Genomic DNA, 16,768 nt, shown 5'->3' with positions numbered 1-16,768 from the left:
ACTCCCAGGAGGGGCTGGCACCGAGCCAGCCCCTCCTGTTTTTCCTCGCCAGAGCGGCGGTTCACTTAACGCTTTCCCAGTTCGTTCATGGGCATTGGAATCTCGCGCTTCCTTCGCTCCGTCCCTACCTGAAGCGCAGCCGGTTTCAGCGGGGAGACGTCCACGAAGGGACTCCTTAGATCGGTGAAGGACTACTGGACTTCGGTCAGCGCTTCGAAGTCGTACAACGTCTCCGGGTTGTCCACGACGATCTGCCGGATGGTCTTCCGATCTCCGGCCCAGCCCGCGAAGAGGTTGAAGAGGTCCGCATCGTTCGGCATGGGTACCTCGCCGCGGGACGCGGTGGTGTGCGGCCAGTCGGTCCCCCACACCATCCGTTCTGGCGCGGCACGCACGAAGGCCTTCGCGATCGCGCTGCGATCGGCGTACCTCGGCGGCCCGTCGGACGACTCGAGATAGACGCCTGACACCTTCACCCAAGTACGTCCGGCGTCGATGAGGTTCCGAATGGCGCCGAATGCCGGGTGGGCCGGTCCCGCTTCCCCCGGAATGCGCCCCATGTGATCGATCACCAGTTCCGTGGGAAGGTCGGTCAGCAGAGGCAGGTTCTCGATGATGCCATCGGCAGTCATGTGGATCTGTACGTGCCAGCCGAGTGGTGCGATCCGCTCCGACAGCGGCCGGATCAGATCGGCGCCCGCGCCACCCGACCGCGTCAGGTTGAACCGAATCCCGCGAATGCCTCCAGCGTGGAGCACGCGGAGTTCAGCGTCAGTGGTGTCCGCACCGATCACCGCGATGCCTCGTGCATTGCGCTGCCCCAGCTGGGCGATGGCGTCGAGTGTGCACCGGTTGTCGGTGGCATAGTTCGACGGGGTCACCACCACCGCTCTCGTCGTACGCAGCCGTCGACGAAGGAGCTGGTAGTCATCCACCGACGCTCGCGGCGGAGGCGTGCTGGTCGGGTTCGGATACGGGAACCGCACCGGCTCGAGAATGTGGATATGGCAGTCGACGGCACCGTACGGCACGGGGAAGCCCGGCCGATTGACTCCGGCCGAGAACGGCACCGGTGGCGGCGCTGCGGCGGCGGGGTCAGCGGCGATCGCGAGCGCACTCGCCGCCGCTCCGGCAGCTCCGACGAATGCTCGGCGTGAGAGGTGGGTCATTGCCTTCTCCGTTCCTTGGCTCGGCCTGGTCCAGGCCTCAGTTGGTGGTGGTGGTGGTGAGCGCCTCGACCACCGAGCGCGCGAACTCGCCGGTCGTGGCGGTGCCGCCGAGGTCACGCGTGCGCAGCTCCGGCTTGGCAAGTACGTCGTTGACGGCTGACTCGATGGCGGCGCTGGCCTCGCGGAACGTCGCGGCCTCGTCGCGTCGGCCGAGCCAGTCGAGGAGCATGGCGGCCGACAGGATCAAGGAGGTGGGGTTCGCGACTCCCTGACCGGCGATGTCCGGCGCCGAGCCGTGCTGTGCCTGCGCCACGCAGACCTGCTCGCCTGCGTTGATCGCACCGCCGAGCCCCAGGCTTCCGCAGAGCTCGGACGCCTCGTCCGAGATGATGTCGCCGAACATGTTCGTCGTCACCAGCACGTCGAAGGTGTGCGGACGCCGCACCAGGAGCGCGGCGGTCGCGTCGACGATCAACTCCTCGAGCTCGACATCGGGGTACTCCGCGGCGACTTTGCGCACCTCGCGCAGGAAGAGGCCATCGGTGGTCTTCAAGACGTTCGCCTTGTGGACGGCCGTGACCTTCTTGCGACGGGCACTGGCGATGTCGAACGCCGTGCGTGCGACGGCCTGGCAGGCGCGTGCGGTGATCTTGCGTACCGACAGCGCAGTGTCCTCATCCGGCATGAACTCAGGCACGCCCAGGTGCATGTTCCTGTCGGCGTAGAAGCCTTCGGTGTTCTCGCGGATGATCACGATGTCCATCGGGTTCCGCAGCACCGTGAGGTCCTGGACCGACCGGCTCGGACGGATGTTGGAGTACAGCTTGAACCGGGTCCGCAGCTCGGCGGACGGGTTGATGCCGCCCTCGGCCCTCGGCGGGTAGTCGTAGTGCGACACCGGACCGAGCAGGACCCCGTCGACCTCCGGGATGCGCGTGAGGATCTCAGGACGCAGCGTCGTACCGTGTGCGGCCAGCGAGGCGAGGCCGATGTCCTGCTGCTCGATCTCGAGCCCGAGGGAGAACTCACGATCAGCTACTTCAAGGACCTCCAACGTTGCCGTGGTGATCTCTGGCCCGATGCCGTCTCCCGGCAGGACAAGGATGTTGGTGCTCATCAGGTGTGACCTCTTCAGCTAGTTGAAAGTGTGTACGGGTAGGGACGTGCTCGTCTGCGACGCGAGCTCGGCGAGACTCGTCCAGGTGTTCGGGGGCAGCGGAATGCCACGCGTCGCGCGGTTCTCGGCGGCGCGGTCCTCGAGCTCCCCCGGAAAGAAGATCTCGGCGCTTCCATCGGCCTTCTCCGCAGCCTTCGTCTGCTCGATGAACGTCTCCATACGGCAGGTGAACTCACCGGCATCCGTCAGCGAGGCGACGTCCATGGTCAGAGCCAGGTGGCCGCAGCCGCTGTGACCCGTCGGCTCGTACGGGCCGACGACGTCGGCACCGAAGGCGCTTCCGGTCAGTACGCCTGCGAGTGCATCCATCATGAAGGCGATGACGTATCCCTTGGGACCGGCCATGGGGAGGATCAGGCCTTCGATTCCGACCGAGGGATCGGAGGTCGGTACGCCGCTCGCGTCGGCGGCCCAACCGTTCGGGATCTGTTCGCCCCGCTCGGCCGCGAGGTAGAGCTTGCCGCGAGCGACAGCGGTGTTGGCCAGGTCGATCACCGCGACGCCGTACCTGCCGGCCGGCACTGCGATCGACCACGGGTTCGTGCCGATCGTCTTCTCTCGGCCACCCCAGGGCGCCATCGCCGGACTGGCGTTGGTGAACAGCAGCGAGACGCACCCCACGGTGGCAGCCTTGCGCGTGTAGTAGGCAGCCATCCCGAAGTGGTTGCTGTTGCGTACGGCCACGCCGCTGATGCCGTGTGACCGTGCGCGCCGCACGCTCTCGCTCACGGCGCGGTCCGTCAGCACCTGGCCGATCCCATCTCGCCCATCCAGAAGGAGCAGGCTCCCGGTGTCGTTGAGCACCGCCGGATCGGTGACCGCACTCATGGCCCCGCTCCGCAGCCGGTCGACGTACCACGGAAGACGCAGCATGCCGTGTGAGGAGTGACCCCAGAGCTCGGCCTGTGCCAAGCTGTCGGCAACCAGGTGTGCGTCGGCGTCCGGGACTCCGTGTACCTGGAGGATCTGTTGTCCGAAGGCAACGAGGTCTTCAGCCCGGACGGTACGAGCCGGTACGTCGGTCGCGCTCATGCCTTCACCCCCAAGACGTCGCAGTGCGCCTCCAGGAGGATTCGCTGGGCGATGCTGCCGAGCAGGAACTTGCCGACGGCGGAGCGCCGGCGCAACCCGATGACGATCAGCTCGGCGTCTACCTCATCAGCCGTCGCAACGACCTCCTCGCCACCGTCACGACCTCGCATGGGCTGCCGGATCTCGAAGGAGACTCCCTCGTCCTGCAACTGTCGCTCGAGATCGCCGAGCTCGTCACTGGTGGCGAAGGACGGGTCGGAGTAGCGGTCGCCCGGCGTGGCGTTCACCACGACCAGGTGGGCCGAGCGGTTGTGCGCGATCTCGATCGCCCTGACCAGGGCCGCACGAGAATGTGGCGCTGGCGTGTAGCCGAGAACGATGGTCGCGTAGGCGGCGATCACTGGCGGGTCTCCTGTCGTTCGAACTCCTCGAGCACACCGACCTCCTCGGCTGTGCGCCGCTCCCACCGCCGCAGCAGACGGGGCACGATCAGCACCAGCGCGAGCACCACGTAGGCGCAGATCGAGAAGGGGGTGGAGATCAGCGCCGTCGGGTCTCCGTCGGAGATGGCCATGGCACGGCGCAGCTGGGTCTCGGCGATCGGGCCGAGGATCGCGCCGATGATCAGCGGCGCGATCGGGTAGCCGTACTGGCGCAGGAAGTAGCCGAGGACGCCGACGCCCAGGAGCAGGAAGATGTCGAACGTCGACGCGTTCAGGCTGTAGGCACCGAGCAACGAGAACACCGTGATCCCGGCATAGAGGTAAGGGGTCGGGATCTTGAGAACCTTCGCCCATATCCCGACCAGCGGCAGGTTGAGGAGCAGCAGCATGGTGTTGCCGATGAGCAGGGCGGCCACCAGGCCCCAGACCAGTTCCGGCTCCTTCTCGAGCAGCAGGGGTCCGGGCTGGATGCCGTACTGCTGGAAGGCGACGAGCATGACGGCCGCGGTCGCGGAGGTGGGCAGGCCAAGGGTCAGCAGCGGCATCAAGGAGCCGGCGGCGTTGGCGTTGTTGGCCGCCTCGGGACCGGCGACGCCCTCGATGGCGCCGTGGCCGAACTCCTCAGGGTGCTTGGCGAGCTTCCGCTCTGTGGCGTACGAGAGGAATGTCGGCACCTCGGACCCGCCGACGGGCACCGCGCCCAGCGGCCACCCGATGAGAGTGCCGCGCAGCCAGGCGGGCCACGACCGGCGCCAGTCCTCGCGGGTCATCCACACTCGGCCACTGAGGGTCAGCGGCTTGGGCTTGACGGGGCTCATCTTGGCCGCGAGGTAGACCGCCTCGCTCATCGCGAAGAGTGCGACGATGATGAGGACCGTGTCGATCCCGTCGAGCAAGCGCGGGAGGCCGAAGACGAAACGCTGGGCGCCGCTCTGCCCGTCGATCCCGATCAGACCGATCGCCATGCCGAGCGCAACGCTCACCATTCCCCTGGCCACGGAGCTGCCGATCATGGCTCCGACGGTCATGAAGGCCACCACGATCAGTGCCAGATAGTCGGCCTCGCCGAGGCCGATCGCGATGTCGACGACGTACGGAGCCAGGAACGCGAGCGCGAGCGTCGCAATCGTGCCGGCGACGAAGGAGCCGATGGCAGCAGTAGCAAGGGCGGAGGCGGCCCTGCCGGCATGTGCCATCTTGTTGCCCTCGATCGCGGTCATCATCGCTCCGGACTCACCGGGCGTGTTGAGCAGGATCGACGTGGTGGAGCCGCCGTACATCGCGCCGTAGTAGATGCCGGCGAACATGATGAAAGCTCCCTGGGGCTCGACCGTGTAGGTGATCGGGAGCAGCAGGGCGATGGTCAGTGCCGGGCCGATGCCGGGCAGAACGCCGACAAGCGTTCCGGCCAGGACGCCGACCAAGGCGAAGAGCAGGTTCTCGGGAGTCGCAGCGGTCGCGAATCCCTCAGCTAGCGCGTTGAGTCCGTCCATCGGAGCTCACAGGATCCCTTCGAAGATGCCCGGCGGCAGGTAGATGCCGAGCAGCCGGGTGAATGCCAGATAGATCACGACCGAGAGCACCAGGGAGCCGACGGCGAGGCGTACGAAGTGCCGCGACCCGAGCGTCACCGAGACGGCGAAGAACGCCAGGGCGGTCGTCAGCAGATAGCCGAGCGGCTCCAGGATGAGCGCGTAGCCGACGATCGTCGCCACGAACGAGCCGACCCGGCGGACGTTGACCGGGAGGTTCGGGTCGACCAGCTCCGCCTCGTCGGGCTGGGCCTGGCCGCCGCGCAGCACATTGATCACGACAGCCAGGGCCGCGATCGTGAGCAGTCCTCCGACCAGGTACGGCACGGGGCGGGGACCGACGTTGCTGGCCGCCTCCGGGACATCGATCGTCGCTGTGTAGGCGAGGATGAAGATCCCGAGAGCGAGGAGGAGCCCGGCGAACCCGAGCTCCCCCTTGCTCTTGACGCCCTTCATGACATGGGCAGTCATGCCAGACCCAGCTCCTTGAGCTGGGTCTCGGCCTCGGCCTCGTCCTTCTCGAGCTGCGCCTCGAACTCGTCGGTGCCGAGGTACTCGTCGGTCCAGCCGTTGGTCTCGCGCACCTCGGCCCAGGCTTCGCTGTCGTTCATGGTCTTGAACGCCTCGTCGAGAGCCTTGCGGTCGCTCTCGCTGATACCCGGAGGGGCGAAGATGCCGCGCCAGTTGACGAAGACCGCGTCCGGGTAACCGGCGTCGGTGATTGTCGGGATGTCCGGGTTCACCTCGAGCGGCGTGTCAGAGGAAGACGCGAGCACCTTGAGCTTGCCGGCCTCGACCTGCTCGGCGAACTCCGCGTAGCCCGAGATGCCTGCAGCCACACGTCCGCCCAGCAGCGCGGTGGTGACCTCGGCGCCCCCGTCGTACGTCACGAAGTTGACGTCGGCGGGCTTCACCCCGACCTCCTGCGCGAGGATGCCGCCCCACTGGTGGTCGACGCCGCCCTGGTTGCCGATGGCGATGGGGTTCTTGCCCGGGTCCGCCTCGAGTGCGGTCAGAAAGTCCTCCAGGGTCTCGAACCCCGAGTCTGCGGGGACGACGACGACCTCGTACTCGCCGATCAGCCGGGCGATGGGGGTCGCCTCGCTGAGCTTGTTGTCGGCCTTGTTCGTGAGGACCGCGCCCACGAGGGCCTTACCGGCGACCATTAGGTCTCTGGCGTCGCTGCCCTGGACGTACTGCGACAGCGCGACCGTCCCGCCGGCCCCCGGGATGTTGGTCACCTGGACCCGCTTGGCAAGGTCCTCGTCGACGAGGACCTTCTCCATGGCCCGGGCGGTCTGGTCGTAGCCACCCCCGGGATCGGAGGGGACGACGATGCTGGCTCCCTTGGCGAGAGGGCCGGCGGCCGGCTTGGCGGTGCCGGCAGTGCCGCAGGCCGTCAACGCGGTGGCGCCGATCAGTGCCGCCGCGAGCAATGTCGCGGACTTGGTCTTGGACAACGTCCTCATGTCTCTACTCCCTGCCCCTCGTTGGGCTCTCGTAGTCGTGTGACGCCGGACACTACTCGTCTGCGCACATGTATACAAGTATGAAAGAAGACGGATCTCTGGTAAGTTTTCGCCATGGCGCCGAAGACCCATACCCGGATGTCCGGAGCCCACCTCGTCTACCTCGAGCTGAAGCGACGGATCCTCGAACTGGAGCTCGCTCCCGGAGAGCGGCTCTTCGAGCCCGCCCTCTCTGCGGAGCTGAAGGTCAGCCGTACGCCGGTCCGCGAGGCGGTGAGGCGCCTGATCGCCGAGAACCTTCTGGAGCAGCAGCCCACCGGCGGCGTCGTGATCCCCGACCGCGGCGAGCACGAAGTGGCCGAGCTCTACGACGTGCGCGCGAGCCTCGAGGCCCTGATGGCGGCCACTGCGGCCCGAAGAGCGACCGAGCTCGACAAGGCTCAGCTCGTGAGCCTTGTCGAGCGCAACGCCGCCTTGGTCGGCTTCGCGGACGACGCGATGTCGACCGGCAAAGCGATCCACTCCGAGATCGCGCGGATCGCCGACAACGGCTGGGCGCTGCGGCTGCACGAGCAGGTCGCCAATCAGCTCCAGCGCTACCGGATGTACACCAACCACACCCAACGGCGTCGCGGCGAGGCCCTCGCCGAGCACCAGGAGCTCGTGGACGCTGTCACCGAGGGTGACGCCGAGCGTGCCAGCCGGCTCGCGTTCGCCCATGTGAACCACGCGCGCGACGAGGCGCTCCGCGCGATCGGCGCTCGTGGCTGACCCGGCCCGCGCCCGACTCTGGGCCGCACCGTTCTTCGCTCACACGGTCCTGATCCAGGCGGTCACCTTCATCCTGCGACCTGCGGCCGTCTACCGCGCCCTCGAGCTCGACGTCCCGTCCTACTGGCTGGGAGCTCTCGGAGCCACGTTCGCGATCGTGCCCCTGATTCTGGCCGTCCCGGCTGGGATGCTGTCGGACAGATATGGCGAGCGGCCGGTGATGGTGGCCGGTGGGCTGGTCACCATCTGTTCGGCTGCTGGCTTCCTATTCGTGGGACACAGCGTCGCAGGCGTGGTCGCTGCGACCGTGCTCCTGGGCGTCGGCCACCTGCTCTCGGTCGTCGCCCAGCAGGCCATGGTGGCCAACCGGACCCCGTGCGACCGCTACGACTCCGCCTTCGGTCACTACACCTTTGCGGCCTCAGCGGGGCAGGCGGTCGGACCGGGGCTCATCATCCTCTTCGGAGGGTCCCGTGCGATCCCCGACACCGAGGCCATCTTCACGGCCACGCTCGCTCTGAGCACCGCGCTCCTCGTGGCCGCGCTCGCGACGCCGTCCACCCACGATCGCCACGGAGATCGCGGCCCGGTCGACGGCTCGATCCGCGACCTCGTACGCCGCAAGGGTCTCCTCCGCGCGTTGACCGTCAGCTGCGTCGTACTCGCCGCGGTGGACATCAGCCTGGTCTACCTGCCGCTGCTCGGGGCCGAGCGCGACATCGCGTCGGGCACGATCGGGCTGCTTCTCACCCTCCGCGCAGGCTCCTCGATGATCTCTCGCCTCATGCTCGGCAGACTGACCGAGCGGCTCGGCCGTCCCCTGGTCCTCACCGGAAGCGTTACCTTCGCTGCGGTGGCGATGGGGCTGGCGCCCATCCCGATGCCAGTGGTCCTGCTGGGCCTGGTCGTCCTCGTGATGGGCCTCTCCCTAGGCGCCGGGCAGCCGTTGACGATGTCGTGGCTGGCTGAGGCGACTCCCCCAGGGCTGCGCGGTCGAGCCATGTCGCTCCGCCTGACCGGCAACCGGCTGGGGCAGGTCGTCGTCCCGTCGCTGGCCGGATTGGTGGCCGTCGGGGCAGGGGCATCGGGCGTTCTGTGGGTCACGGCCGCGGCGCTCGGTGTCGTCGCCGCGGCCTCCAGGTCGATTCCGAGGTCCGACCCGACCCCTTAGCCACAGCCTCACTCGATGAGGCGGACTCCTCGTGCTCCGTCCAGCGCAGCGATCTTCTCGATGATCTCGTCGGCGGGGCGCTCCGCGAGGTCGGTGAGCCCGTAGCCCAGATGGTCGCGTGTGGCCAGCACCTGAGCACTGACATTCAGCCCGGCGCTCAGCAGCAGCTGGGTCATGCCGGCGAGCACGCCGGGGATGTTGTCGTGAAGAACCGCCAGGCGGAATCCGTCGCTTCGCGCGGCCTGGGCGTTGGGGAGGTTGACGCACAGCCCGGTGTTGCCGTCGGTGACGAAGCCCGTCAGTTTGCCGGCCACGAACTCGCCGATCTCCTCCTGCGCCTCCTGCGTCGAGGCTCCGACATGCGGGGTCAGGATGACGTTGTCGAGGCCGCGCAACGCGGAGACGAACTCGTCGCCCTGGGCCTTGGGCTCGACCGGGAAGACGTCGAGCGCGGCGCCGGCGAGATGGCCCGACTGCAGGTGCGCGCGAAGGGCGACATCGTCGACGACCATCCCTCGCGAGGCGTTGATGAAGACCGCGCCGTCGCGCATCTGCCGGAACTCCGCGTCGCCGAACATCCCGGCGTTTCCAGGGCGTCCGTCGACATGGATGCTGACCACGTCGGCGACGTTCAACAGCTCCTCCAGCGTCGCAAGGCGGCGTACCATGCCGTGGGCCGGTCGGTCTGCCACGTCGAAGAAGACCACCCTCATGCCGAGGCTCTCGGCGACATTGCCCAGCTGCGTACCGATATTGCCGTAGCCGACGATCCCCAGGGTCCGGCCGCGGACCTCGTGGCTGCCCTTGGCCGACTTGTCCCAGATGCCCTCATGCATCCGCTGGGTCTTCTCGGTCAGACGGCGGGCCAGCGCGATGATCTCGCCGATGACGAGCTCGACCACGCTGCGGGAGTTGGAGTAGGGAGCGTTGAACACGGGGACACCCGCGGCCGCGGCGGCCGCGAGGTCGACCTGGTTGGTGCCGATGCAGAAGCAGCCGAGCGCCTGCAGATCGGGCGCCGCCTCGATCACCTTGGCGCTCACGGTGGTGTTCGAGCGGATCCCCAGGAGCGTGACGCCCGGGAGCGCCGCGATGAGTTCGGGCTCGGACATCGACGCAGGATGCTGCCGGACGTCGTAGCCGGCCCGCTCGAGTGCCTCGACGGCGCTGGGGTGGATGTTCTCCAGGAGGAGGGCGCTTCCTGCGGCACCCACCGCCGCGCTCATGCGCCGACCCAGTAGGTCCGCATGTTGGTGAACTCGCGCATCCCGACCCCGGCCAGCTCGCGGCCGTAGCCGCTCTTCTTGGTGCCACCGAAGGGCACCCGTGGGTCGGAGGCGACGATGGCGTTGATGAACGCAGCACCGGAGGTGATGCGCCTCGCGACGTCGACGCCACGCCCGATGTCCGTTGTCCACACACTCAGCCCCAGGCCGAACTCGGTCTGATTGGCGAGGGCGATCGCCTCCTCGTCGTCGGCAGCCACACTGATCGCGGCCACTGGCCCGAAGGTCTCCTCGTCGAAGACGGGCATGCCCGGACGTACGTCAGCCAACACGGTCGGCTCGAAGAAGTAGCCGGGGTGCCCTGTGGCGCCGCCGCCGGCCAGGAGCTTCGCTCCCGAGGCAATCGACTCCTCGACCTGGCGAGCCAGGCCGGCACGCAGGTCGTCGCGCGCCATCGGCCCGATGTCGACGCCCTCCACCGCGGGGTCTCCCATCCGAAGCGCCTCCACACCGGACACGAAGGCGTCTGTGAACTCAGCCGCGACGGCCTCGCTGACGATGAACCGCTTCGCGCACACACAGCTCTGACCGGTGTTGTGGAACCGTGCGCGTACGGCGGCAGCCGCGGCTGCAGGCACGTCGGCGTCGTCCAGCACGACGAAGGCGTCCGAGCCGCCGAGCTCGAGGACCGACTTCTTGGCGGCCCTGCCCGCCGCCGCCCCGACGGCAGCACCGGCGCGGTTGCTCCCCGTGAGGGTCACCGCGGCGATGCGGTCGTCCGCGATCAGGGCCTCGGTTGTCACAGGGACGTCCGGCTCAGCGATCACGAGCGTGCTCACCAGACCCTCGGGGAATCCCGCGCGCACGAAGAGATCCTGGATCGACAGGGCGCACCCGGTCACGTTCGGCGAGTGCTTGAGGAGCACCCCGTTACCGGCGGTGACTGCGGGAATGGCGAAACGCATGACCTGCCACAGCGGGAAGTTCCAGGGCATGACCGCGAGGAGCAGCCCGAGCGGCTCGTAGGACACCCAGGCCTGGGCGCTCCCGACTTCGACTCGCTCCCGCGCAAGGATCGCCGGGGCGTTCGCGGCGTAGTACTCCGCGGTCAGCGCCGACTTGTCAACCTCACCGACCGCCTCGGCGACCGGCTTGCCCATCTCCCTCACGATCTGCCCGGCGAGCTCGGCACGATCGGCGCGGAGCTGCTCCACGAGCCGCTCGACCACATGGATCCGGTCCGCGAGCGGCACGTCTCCCCAGACCGCAGCGACCTCCGAGCCCGTCGCCACCAGGACCTCGACCTCCTCGGTGGTGTGCGGCCGGTAGGTCGCGAGGATCTCGTCGGTCGCGGGGTTGCGGACCGTGATGGTGTGCTGTTCGGCGTTCACTGGTCGCGAGCCCCCTTGTCGTTCTCCGAGAGGTGCTCGAAGGTCTCCCCCGTCTCGGTCATGGTGCGGGTGACGTACCGCCCGCCGTAGACCCAGTAGATGCGCATGACGTCGTCGCCGCGATTGAAGAAACGGTGCGGCACCCCGGCAGGCACCCAGGAGGCGTCTCCGACCTCCATGTCGAAGGTCTCCTCGCCGATCTGCGCTGTGGCCTGTCCCTCGAGGATCAGCACCGATTCCTCGACGTTGTGGCTGTGCAGCGGCAGGCCGCGGCCGACCTGGAAGACGGTCTGGCCCGTGGTGACCAGGTTCCGGTCACTGTTCCACTTCCCGACATACGGGATGGTGACGACTCCCCCGCCACGGTCGAACGGCTCGACCTCGTTCGGGCGGATGATCATGTTCGGGGCTTCGGGATGCTTACACATGAGGGTTCCTTCGGAGCGGATCAGGCGTGGTGGAAAAGCCGGTCAGCGAGGCAATTCACCTGCGAACCGGGGACGACGTAGGACTCGGCGGCCGCACGCCAGGCCTTGAAGTGAGGCGCCGCCCGGTGCGCGTCGACAGCTGCCGCGTCGGCGTACAACTCGTAGAAGAAGAAGTGATGGTCGTCATTCTGGTCGCAGACGACATCGAAGTAGAGGCAACCCGGCTCGTCAGAGAAGGACGCGTGGGCGTTCGCCTCGATGGCGGCAAGGAAGTCCCGGCGGGCTCCAGGCTTGACCTGGACGGAGACGACGAGAGCGATCATGCAAGCTCCTGGGAGTACGGGCGAGACTGATTTGTGTACATGTATACATGCACGCAGGCAGTATTGCCAAGGCGAAGTCGAGGGTTCTGGGACCCCGAGTCGGGTAGCCTCGACCCCGAATCGCCATGACTGAGAAATCCATGGCTCGCCAATCGGGCGGGCAATACGCCTATGAAGAGCTCAAACGACGCATCCTCGAGCTCGAGCTCGAGCCCGGGACACGGCTCTACGAGCCGCAGCTCGCCACAGAGCTCGATATCTCGCGAACACCTCTACGCGAGGCCCTACGGCGCCTGATCGCCGAGAACCTGCTGGACCAGCACGCCACCGGCGGCGTCTTCGTCCCCAAGCTCGACGCACGCGACATCGCCGAGCTCTACGAGGTCCGAGCGGCGCTCGAGTCAATGATGGCGGCCGCCGCGAGCACCAAGGCGACACCCGAGGACATCACCGAGCTCGAAGGCATCGTGGCGCGAAACGCCGCGCTTGTGAGCTTTGCCGACGACGCGATGAACCTCGGCAAGGCACTGCACGCCAAGGTCGGCACCATCGCCGACAATTCCTGGGCGCTCCGCCTGCACGACCAGGTGGCGAACCAGATGACGCGCTACCGCCTGTTCACGAACCACACCCAGGAACGACGAGACCAGGCCCTCGCCGACCACCGGACGATCTTCGAGGCCATCCGCGATGGCGACGCCGAGCGCGCCGCCGCCATCGCCCACTCACACGTCCTGGACGCCAGAGACGAGGCACTGCGAGCGATCGGCACCAGGTTGGCCTGACGTCCGGCCCAGACCTCGCGAAGGGTTTCAAGCCCTCCCCCGGCGACCTCGCCGGGTACTGTCAGCGTCGGGCCCCGATCCGACCTCGGCAGAGGCCGGATCAAAGCCAGCGCGAGCCCCCGGCCGTCGACACTCGCACACGGCGTTTCACTACGCCCACCTAAGGGACGGCACAATGGCGGTGTGAGCCACGACTATCTGCCCCCTGAGGCCCTCGAGCGTCCTGCTGGTCGGCGTAAGGTCGATGAGCAGCGTCGCCTCGACCTGCTGGCGCAGATCGAGGCGATCCTGCTCGAGGAGGGCTTCGCCAAGCTCAGCATGGACGAGCTGGCCACGCGGCTGCGTTGCTCGAAGTCGACGCTGTACGGGGTGGGTGGCTCGAAGAACGATCTGGTCTCGTTGGTGGTCAAGCGGTTCTTCGAGAGCGCAACGGCGCGGATCGAGGAGGAGTCCGCGGCCGAGAGCGACCACCGACGCAAGATCAAGGTCTATCTCCACGGAGTCGGCCGGGAGATGGGGCGGCACTCGGCCGCCTTCTATGACGACATGGTCACCTACCGTGCAGCGGCCGACATCTACGCCTTGAACTCCGCCGCCGCCGCACGCCGCGTGCACGAGATGATCGAGGATGGCGTACGTGTCGGCCAGTTCCGCGCCGTCGACGCCGCCCTCGCCTCCGAGCTCGTAGTCCTCGCGATCGATGGCGTCCGCTCGGGTCGGCTGCTGCGACGCACCGGCCTGAGCGCCGGCCAGGCGTTCGCCGAGATCGGCGACATCTTGCTCGACGGACTCCAGTACCAGTCGGAGTAGCCGCAATTCCTGTGCGCCTGCCTCACGGCAGGCGCACAGAACCCGTGCTCAGCGCTCGATGATCGGCAGCACCAGGCGGCTGGGCCGCGCGCCGCCGTGGTGGACGGTGTTGTCGGCGACGATCATGTCCTCCAGGGCCTCGGAGGAGATCACTCCGCCGGTGTTGGAGTTGCGGTCGTAGTGGGGGAAGTTGCTGCTGGAGATGTCCAGCCGGATCCGGTGGCCGGGCAGGAACACGTTGGAGGTCACCGACATCGGCACAGTCACCTCATAGACCTCGCCGGGGGTCATGAGCTCCGGCTCGGAGAGGCTGTTGCGGTAGCGCAACCGCAGGATGCCGTCGCACAGGTTGATGGCACGGCCGTCGGGGAAGACGTCGACCAGCTTGGCGGTGATGTCGGTGTCCACCGCTGTGGAGGAAACGAAGACCTTGAGCTCGACGAATCCGGTGACCTCGACCGGCTCGGTCAGGACGGGGCCGGTGTAGCACAGGACGTCGTCACGACCGTCGACCACGCTCTGGTCGACCGGACCGATGAACCCGGGCACCGCGGGCAGGAGCGCGCCGCCCGCGGTGGGGGCCGGGTTGCGCGGGTCGTACCGGAACCCGTCGCTAGCCTCGGCTGACGGCACATCGAGCTCGAGGGTGCCATCGCCGTCGCGCGTGTTGGCCGAGCCGCCGCTGGCCAGGTGGTAGTCGGTGTAGCGGGTGTCGGGCAGCGGCCAGTCGGTTTCGTCACGCCACTGATCGATGCCCATGACGAAGATCCGCACCCGCGGAGTGGGGTCTGCCGGCGCCACGCCCTTGAGGTGCTGGTCGAAGAACTCCACGTGCGAAGGGGTCAAGTCGCCGGCGGCCTGGATACCGAAGTATCGGTCGGGGTACTCCCCGGTCAGCTTGGTGTGGTCCCATGGGCCGATCACGAGCCGGGATCCGTCACGAGCGAGCTCTGAGCCGCCCTGGGTCCGGACCCGGACGAAGTCGGCGACCTGCTCATGGACCTTCAGGTCGTACCACGCTGTCGAGGCGAGCACCGGAACGGTGACTGACGACATCGACTGCGACCAGTCCTGGGCCTGCCAGTAGTCATCGAAGTCGGGGTGGGCGAGCCAGTCGTCGAACCAGCGGCCCTTGCCGTGCACCGGCAGGTCAGCGACGGGCGTCGCATCATTGACAGGCAGAGGATCCATCAGCGCTGCCCCGAGCCGCATCAGCGATGAGGCGTCCGACGACTCGCCCCGCTGTAGCGCCCGCTGCTCCTCGGCGGCGTACATCATGGAATTCCAGAGGGTCGTCAGACTCAGGCACAGTGCACCGCCCTGGGAGTACCAGAGTCCCGAGTACCAGTTCGCCGAGGCCACGGCGGGGGCGATGGCCCGCAGACCCGGGGTGTCAGAGATGGCCAGCGCCCACTGGGTCATGCCCAGGTAGGAGGCGCCGTACGTCCCGACGGTCCCGTCGCTCCAGGCCTGCTCGAGGATCCAGGCGACGGCGTCCTGGCCGTCGTCGATCTCGTTGACTTTGGGAGTGAACGAGCCCTCGGAGGTGTAGGTGCCTCGGACGTCCTGCCAGACCACCGCGTAGCCGGCGTTCAAGAAGGCGATCACGGAGGGCAGCGGCTGGCCGGCTCCGCCTCCAAAGGCGGTGCTCGCCTTGTCGTAGGGGGTACGCATCAGGAGGGTAGGCGCCTGCCCCTCCAACGGTCGCCAGACGTCGGCGTGCAGGATCACTCCGTCCCGGGTCTTCATGGGGACGTTGCGCTCGTAGACATGCTTCATTGGTGTCTCCTAGTTGTGATGTTAAGTGACGCCCGGGGATGGCTCGCCGTGCGGGTCTCAGCTCTGCGGTACCCGCAGGATCAGCGCGTCTCCTTGGCCGCCGCCGCCGCACAGTGCCGCCGCTCCGAGACCGCCGCCGCGGCGTCGGAGCTCGTGGGCGAGGTGGAGCACGATGCGGGTTCCGGAGCAGCCAAGTGGGTGGCCGATCGCGATCGCGCCGCCGTTGACGTTGACCTTCTCCTCCGAGAGTCCGAGGGCGCGCATGGACTCGATGCCGACGGCGGCGAAGGCCTCGTTGAACTCGACCAGGTCGAGGTCGGCGGCGGTGATGCCCTCCTTGTCGAGGGCCTTGGCGGTGGCGTTGGCCGGTTGCAGCTGGAGGGTGGAGTCGGGGCCGGCGACCATGCCGTGGGCGCCGATCTCGGCGAGCCAGTCCAAGCCGAGCTCTTCGGCCTTGGACCTTGCCATCACGACGACGGCGGCGGCGCCGTCGGAGATCGGTGAGGCGGATCCCGCGGTGATCGTTCCGGTGCTGGAGAAGGACGGGCGGAGCTTGGCGAGGGTCTCGGTCGTGGTGTCGTCGCGTACGCCTTCGTCGGCGGTCATGACGATCGGGTCGCCCTTGCGCTGCGCGATGGCGACCGGGACGATCTCATCGTCGAAGAGGCCGTTCTTCCGAGCCGTGGCGGCACGCTGGTGGGAGCGGGCAGCGAAGGCGTCCTGTTCCTCTCGGGTGACGGCCAGGTCGCGATCGGCGTTGACGGCCTCGGTCAGGCTGCCCATCGCCTGCGCGGTAGCCTGGTCGTAGAGCCCGTCGTAGGCCATGTGGTCAACGAGGGTCATGTCGCCGTACTTGGTGCCTTCTCGGCTTCCCGGCAGCAGCCGCGGAGCGTTGGTCATCGACTCCATGCCGCCGGCGACGATGATCTCGGCCTCGCCGGCGCGGATCATCTGGTCGGCGGTCGCGATCGCGTTGAGACCGGAGAGGCAGACCTTGTTGATGGTGATCGAGGGGACGTTGCCCGGAAGCCCGGCATTGAGTCCGGCGGTTCGCGCAGGGTTCTGGCCGGCACCGGCCTGGAGGACCTGGCCCATGATCAGGTAGTCGACTCGCTCCGGCGAGACACCTGCCTTCTCGAGGGCGCCCTTGATGGCGATGCCACCGAGGTCGGTGGCCGTGAGCGATCGCAGGCCACCGAGGAGCTTCCCGATCGGCGTACGGGCGCCCGCGACGATGACGGTCGGCTCTGTTGACATTCGGG

Annotated in this window: 17 protein-coding genes; 4 read left to right on the top strand and 13 right to left on the bottom strand. The window is 67.8% G+C overall.

Features of this window, described 5'->3' with window-relative positions:
- Positions 1-191 precede the first annotated feature (191 nt).
- Genes ACWZJV_RS27245 through ACWZJV_RS27215 form a run of 7 tightly spaced genes read right to left on the bottom strand, consistent with a single transcriptional unit; the run spans position 192 to position 6,822 of the window.
- Positions 192-1,169 (bottom strand): amidohydrolase family protein, encoded by a 978-nt coding sequence (locus tag ACWZJV_RS27245; protein ID WP_457179607.1) that lies wholly within the window; start codon positions 1,167-1,169, stop codon positions 192-194.
- A gap of 37 nt (positions 1,170-1,206) precedes the next feature.
- A complete protein-coding gene (locus tag ACWZJV_RS27240) occupies positions 1,207-2,286 on the bottom strand; it encodes an isocitrate/isopropylmalate dehydrogenase family protein (protein WP_457179606.1) in 1,080 nt (359 codons plus the stop codon).
- An 18-nt stretch (positions 2,287-2,304) separates the two neighbouring features.
- Positions 2,305-3,378, bottom strand: coding sequence for an Ldh family oxidoreductase (locus ACWZJV_RS27235; RefSeq protein WP_457179605.1), 1,074 nt, complete (start codon positions 3,376-3,378; stop codon positions 2,305-2,307).
- Positions 3,375-3,779, bottom strand: a complete 405-nt coding sequence (locus ACWZJV_RS27230; protein ID WP_457179604.1) for a universal stress protein — start codon at positions 3,777-3,779, stop codon at positions 3,375-3,377. The genes ACWZJV_RS27235 and ACWZJV_RS27230 overlap by 4 nt, the downstream gene beginning before the upstream one ends.
- Positions 3,776-5,314: a tripartite tricarboxylate transporter permease gene (locus ACWZJV_RS27225; protein ID WP_457179603.1), complete on the bottom strand. Its 1,539-nt coding sequence runs from the start codon at positions 5,312-5,314 to the stop codon at positions 3,776-3,778. The genes ACWZJV_RS27230 and ACWZJV_RS27225 overlap by 4 nt, the downstream gene beginning before the upstream one ends.
- Before the next feature lie 6 nt (positions 5,315-5,320).
- The gene (locus tag ACWZJV_RS27220) at positions 5,321-5,824 is read right to left on the bottom strand and encodes a tripartite tricarboxylate transporter TctB family protein (protein WP_457179602.1); all 504 of its coding nucleotides are present in this window, start codon (positions 5,822-5,824) and stop codon (positions 5,321-5,323) included.
- Positions 5,821-6,822 (bottom strand): Bug family tripartite tricarboxylate transporter substrate binding protein, encoded by a 1,002-nt coding sequence (locus tag ACWZJV_RS27215; protein WP_457179601.1) that lies wholly within the window; start codon positions 6,820-6,822, stop codon positions 5,821-5,823. Before ACWZJV_RS27215 ends, ACWZJV_RS27220 begins: the two co-directional genes overlap by 4 nt.
- 114 nt (positions 6,823-6,936) lie before the next feature.
- Here ACWZJV_RS27215 and ACWZJV_RS27210 point away from each other — a divergent pair, with 114 nt between their 5' ends.
- Together ACWZJV_RS27210 and ACWZJV_RS27205 are read left to right on the top strand one after the other, a co-directional pair.
- On the top strand, positions 6,937-7,593 hold the full coding sequence (locus tag ACWZJV_RS27210) for a GntR family transcriptional regulator (RefSeq protein ID WP_457179600.1): 657 nt from the start codon (positions 6,937-6,939) through the stop codon (positions 7,591-7,593).
- Positions 7,586-8,764, top strand: a complete 1,179-nt coding sequence (locus ACWZJV_RS27205) for an MFS transporter (protein WP_457179599.1) — start codon at positions 7,586-7,588, stop codon at positions 8,762-8,764. Before ACWZJV_RS27210 ends, ACWZJV_RS27205 begins: the two co-directional genes overlap by 8 nt.
- Before the next feature lie 8 nt (positions 8,765-8,772).
- On the opposite strand, the gene serA is transcribed toward ACWZJV_RS27205, so the two are convergent.
- The 4 genes from serA to ACWZJV_RS27185 are packed head-to-tail and all read right to left on the bottom strand — an operon-like array spanning position 8,773 to position 12,132.
- Positions 8,773-9,990 (bottom strand): phosphoglycerate dehydrogenase, encoded by a 1,218-nt coding sequence (gene serA / locus ACWZJV_RS27200; RefSeq protein ID WP_457179598.1) that lies wholly within the window; start codon positions 9,988-9,990, stop codon positions 8,773-8,775.
- Entirely contained in the window at positions 9,987-11,381 is a 1,395-nt protein-coding gene (locus ACWZJV_RS27195) for an aldehyde dehydrogenase family protein (protein ID WP_457179597.1), read from the bottom strand. Before ACWZJV_RS27195 ends, serA begins: the two co-directional genes overlap by 4 nt.
- Positions 11,378-11,809 carry a cupin domain-containing protein gene (locus tag ACWZJV_RS27190; RefSeq protein ID WP_457179596.1) on the bottom strand — a complete coding sequence of 144 codons (432 nt, stop codon included), beginning with the start codon at positions 11,807-11,809 and terminating at the stop codon, positions 11,378-11,380. Before ACWZJV_RS27190 ends, ACWZJV_RS27195 begins: the two co-directional genes overlap by 4 nt.
- 20 nt (positions 11,810-11,829) lie before the next feature.
- Positions 11,830-12,132, bottom strand: a complete 303-nt coding sequence (locus ACWZJV_RS27185) for a putative quinol monooxygenase (protein WP_457179595.1) — start codon at positions 12,130-12,132, stop codon at positions 11,830-11,832.
- 140 nt (positions 12,133-12,272) lie between these two features.
- Here ACWZJV_RS27185 and ACWZJV_RS27180 point away from each other — a divergent pair, with 140 nt between their 5' ends.
- Positions 12,273-12,917, top strand: coding sequence for a GntR family transcriptional regulator (locus ACWZJV_RS27180; protein WP_457179594.1), 645 nt, complete (start codon positions 12,273-12,275; stop codon positions 12,915-12,917).
- Between the two features lie 183 nt (positions 12,918-13,100).
- Positions 13,101-13,727: a TetR/AcrR family transcriptional regulator gene (locus ACWZJV_RS27175; RefSeq protein WP_457179593.1), complete on the top strand. Its 627-nt coding sequence runs from the start codon at positions 13,101-13,103 to the stop codon at positions 13,725-13,727.
- A gap of 48 nt (positions 13,728-13,775) precedes the next feature.
- Here the strand turns inward: ACWZJV_RS27175 and ACWZJV_RS27170 are convergent, their stop codons facing one another.
- The gene (locus ACWZJV_RS27170; RefSeq protein ID WP_457179592.1) at positions 13,776-15,506 is read right to left on the bottom strand and encodes a CocE/NonD family hydrolase; all 1,731 of its coding nucleotides are present in this window, start codon (positions 15,504-15,506) and stop codon (positions 13,776-13,778) included.
- Positions 15,507-15,563: 57 nt separating this feature from the next.
- Complete coding sequence (locus ACWZJV_RS27165) at positions 15,564-16,763, bottom strand: acetyl-CoA C-acetyltransferase (protein ID WP_457179591.1); 1,200 nt, start codon at positions 16,761-16,763, stop codon at positions 15,564-15,566.
- Between the last annotated feature and the right edge of the window lie 5 nt (positions 16,764-16,768).

The sequence above is a fragment of the Nocardioides sp. WG-D5 genome, assembly GCF_054031175.1.
Note: the sequence above shows the minus strand (reverse complement) of the source record. Positions and strands in the feature narration are given on the sequence as shown.

Excerpts from the sequence above, each read along its gene's own strand:
- ACWZJV_RS27245 (WP_457179607.1), bottom strand. The coding sequence starts at position 1,169 with ATGACCCACCTCTCACGCCGAGCATTCGTCGGAGCTGCCGGAGCGGCG.
- ACWZJV_RS27240 (WP_457179606.1), bottom strand. The coding sequence starts at position 2,286 with ATGAGCACCAACATCCTTGTCCTGCCGGGAGACGGCATCGGGCCAGAG.
- ACWZJV_RS27235 (WP_457179605.1), bottom strand. The coding sequence starts at position 3,378 with ATGAGCGCGACCGACGTACCGGCTCGTACCGTCCGGGCTGAAGACCTC.
- ACWZJV_RS27225 (WP_457179603.1), bottom strand. The coding sequence starts at position 5,314 with ATGGACGGACTCAACGCGCTAGCTGAGGGATTCGCGACCGCTGCGACT.
- ACWZJV_RS27220 (WP_457179602.1), bottom strand. The coding sequence starts at position 5,824 with ATGACTGCCCATGTCATGAAGGGCGTCAAGAGCAAGGGGGAGCTCGGG.
- ACWZJV_RS27215 (WP_457179601.1), bottom strand. The coding sequence starts at position 6,822 with ATGAGGACGTTGTCCAAGACCAAGTCCGCGACATTGCTCGCGGCGGCA.
- ACWZJV_RS27210 (WP_457179600.1), top strand. The coding sequence starts at position 6,937 with ATGGCGCCGAAGACCCATACCCGGATGTCCGGAGCCCACCTCGTCTAC.
- serA (WP_457179598.1), bottom strand. The coding sequence starts at position 9,990 with ATGAGCGCGGCGGTGGGTGCCGCAGGAAGCGCCCTCCTCCTGGAGAAC.
- ACWZJV_RS27190 (WP_457179596.1), bottom strand. The coding sequence starts at position 11,809 with ATGTGTAAGCATCCCGAAGCCCCGAACATGATCATCCGCCCGAACGAG.
- ACWZJV_RS27185 (WP_457179595.1), bottom strand. The coding sequence starts at position 12,132 with ATGATCGCTCTCGTCGTCTCCGTCCAGGTCAAGCCTGGAGCCCGCCGG.
- ACWZJV_RS27180 (WP_457179594.1), top strand. The coding sequence starts at position 12,273 with ATGGCTCGCCAATCGGGCGGGCAATACGCCTATGAAGAGCTCAAACGA.
- ACWZJV_RS27170 (WP_457179592.1), bottom strand. The coding sequence starts at position 15,506 with ATGAAGCATGTCTACGAGCGCAACGTCCCCATGAAGACCCGGGACGGA.
- ACWZJV_RS27165 (WP_457179591.1), bottom strand. The coding sequence starts at position 16,763 with ATGTCAACAGAGCCGACCGTCATCGTCGCGGGCGCCCGTACGCCGATC.